Source organism: Dysgonomonas sp. Marseille-P4677, from assembly GCF_016652235.1.
Lineage (GTDB): Bacteria > Bacteroidota > Bacteroidia > Bacteroidales > Dysgonomonadaceae > Dysgonomonas.
The window spans coordinates 1-2,612 of sequence record NZ_JAEPKU010000236.1; the positions used below are offsets into that span (position 1 = coordinate 1).

2 protein-coding genes are annotated in these 2,612 nt (G+C 31.7%); one reads left to right on the top strand and one right to left on the bottom strand.

Going from position 1 to position 2,612, the window contains the following annotated elements:
- Positions 1–37: 37 nt before the first annotated feature.
- On the top strand, positions 38–1,579 hold the full coding sequence (locus JGH11_RS19665; RefSeq protein WP_201114613.1) for a TlpA disulfide reductase family protein: 1,542 nt from the start codon (positions 38–40) through the stop codon (positions 1,577–1,579).
- Positions 1,580–1,709: 130 nt separating this feature from the next.
- On the opposite strand, the gene JGH11_RS19670 is transcribed toward JGH11_RS19665, so the two are convergent.
- On the bottom strand, positions 1,710–2,468 hold the full coding sequence (locus JGH11_RS19670) for a DUF5131 family protein (RefSeq protein WP_201114615.1): 759 nt from the start codon (positions 2,466–2,468) through the stop codon (positions 1,710–1,712).
- Between the last annotated feature and the right edge of the window lie 144 nt (positions 2,469–2,612).

A 2,612-nucleotide genomic window follows, 5' to 3' on the forward strand; every position in this document is an offset into this window, starting at 1 on the left:
ATATAGTACAGTTGTATAATAATTAAAGAAAGAAATTATGAATTACACATTAACAACCTTAGACAACATGCTTAAATTTATTTATTGTAAAATGCACATTAGAGATAATCGGCAAAAATCGATAAATCTCATAATTATTGGAGGCTTGTTTTTGGGCATATCAAGTGCTTTGGGACAAAATACAACTATTGTCTTCAATACCAAAGCAAATGTCACGATTGGCATAAGCAAAGAAATTGATAATACCTATACTAGTAGGCTAACTGATGAGATTGATACTGATACTACAGGAAGCTGTGTTTATAGTTGGAATCTAAACGATTTCCAATTTATGGATTGTTCTTTTCACGATGGAGGAAGAGCCTATTTTCCAATAAAGGAGGGTAGTCATTTGATAATAAAATACAAAGGAGACCATCAGATTGAGTTTGCAGGTGCAGATAAAACAGAAGTCGAATTTTATACAAATAGCTATAAAAAAGATATTATTCAACCTTTCATAGGCTCATTATTCACTTTTCCTGCTGAGTCCAACTTTGAAGATTTTTCTCTATTAATTGAAAAGCACTACTCCGTATTATCAGATACCTTGGACTGTCTTGTTGCTGAGGATGTGATATCGCCTAAATTTTCAGATATTCTCAAGAATGAATTTCACACATTAACTACTTGTCTAGGAATTGAAATATATCGATCCAGATATTTAGATAGTGTACCAACAAAAGTGAACGAACAAGATTCTGTAAAAGTAGAAAACTTAATAAATGGAATCTTAGACAAAATATCTCCAATGATAGATTCTGGGGATATCCTGAAATATAATTTAGGTAGAAGCTCCTTAGCCGTCTTTTACACTAACAAATACAGACATCTGGATGAAACAGATAAAGAAAATTTATTCTCTAAAAACATTTGGGCGAATCATCTAAGTTCGAACAAACTCGGATATTTAATAGCACCGGAAGAAATTCAATACAAACTTCTTTCCCTAGAACTACTAGATAATTATGAAAATGCTGTAATTAGAGGAGATTCAACATTTATTAATCATATATCAGAAATTCGTTCTCAAAATACTTTTCTTCCATATATAAAAGAGAAACGCAATAAATTATTGCTTTCTATGAATGCAGATATCAGTGGGGTAAAGTATATAGAAAACATAATCAATACGCTCGAAGAACTCAGTAAGATCGACGATCTTGACCAAAAAGTTCTCTACATCGATATGTGGGCTACATGGTGTGGACCTTGCATCGAAGAATTTAAACATAGAGATAAGATTAACAAACTGTTATTGAATTATAAAGATATCATCCCTGTTTATATTTCTTTTGATGATGATAAAAATGATATTGCTTGGAAAGAAAAAACTAAAGCATTCAATCTGAATGGTTATCATCTAAGAGCGAATAACAACTTGGTAACATATATCAATAAAAAGTTATATGAGGGCAAGGGTATTGGCGTCCCTCATTATATACTTTTGGACAAAAATGGTAATATCTTAGAGAGAAATCTATCTCGCCCAAGTAATATTGACAAACTTAAAGAGGAATTAGATAAACATTTGAAATAAAGATGAGCAATTACAATATTTTGGGAATACAATAAAATTAATGGAAAATTAATTATAATTAAGGTGTACATTCAACGATACCTCCAATAGATTCTTTTAGGATAGCATCAAAATTTCTTTCATAATATTCCTAATATCTAGTTTTTGCAATATAATTGATACTTGCTTTTCTGGCTTGTGCATGTTGCAATCTTCTTTGAATAAGAAATTGTCGTTCATCTTTGATAAACTTAGTTCCTGTTTGCTTAAACCAGAAGGAAACATTTTGCTCAATACATAAACTTTGCAGTTCGATTACCCAATCGAAATTACATTCACGCGCATCTTTGCCCGATTCTCCTCCTACTACAACCTGCTCCACCCATGAGCCAATATTATATTGTCTTAGATCAATATTTTCTAAAAGAGGTTCACAGATAATAATTTTATGTTTGATAAGTGATTCCTTATAAATTGGTAAACGGAAATTGGCTCGATCCTGATTCTCAATAGTACAGCATATAGTTACATTATCATAACCATCCTTCCAATCATCGGGTAAAAGATCTTGTAAACGATCAATTCGTTTGGTTATTATCATAAAATGGAGGTCATACCGCAGTCTCATCATTTCCCATGCTTCAATCCTCCACTCATCTGCGTCTTCTAAAAGGAAGTCTGAAGTAAAACAAGTATAAACCATTGTTTCCGGAGGTATTTTATACTCTCCGTTTCGTTTCTTTTGAATAGGTAAATCAAAATTTTGAGTTTTATTTACTATGGAACTATCAATACCTCTTTTTGTATCTCCACGATAGACATAACAATGTTTACACCCTTCGCTTAGCTTATGACAGCCATGCCAAGGATTCCACATCTTCGATTGTTTGACAATAGCGTTTAGCGACATTGTAACAGTTTAGGATAAGTTTATCTCCATTCTATCTTATACTATCAGTATCAGATTGTTTTATGGATAATATGTTTACTTCTCTCCGTTAATTTACTTGTTAGCGGTTATTCTAAAATGCAAAAATAATAATATTAACAAAAG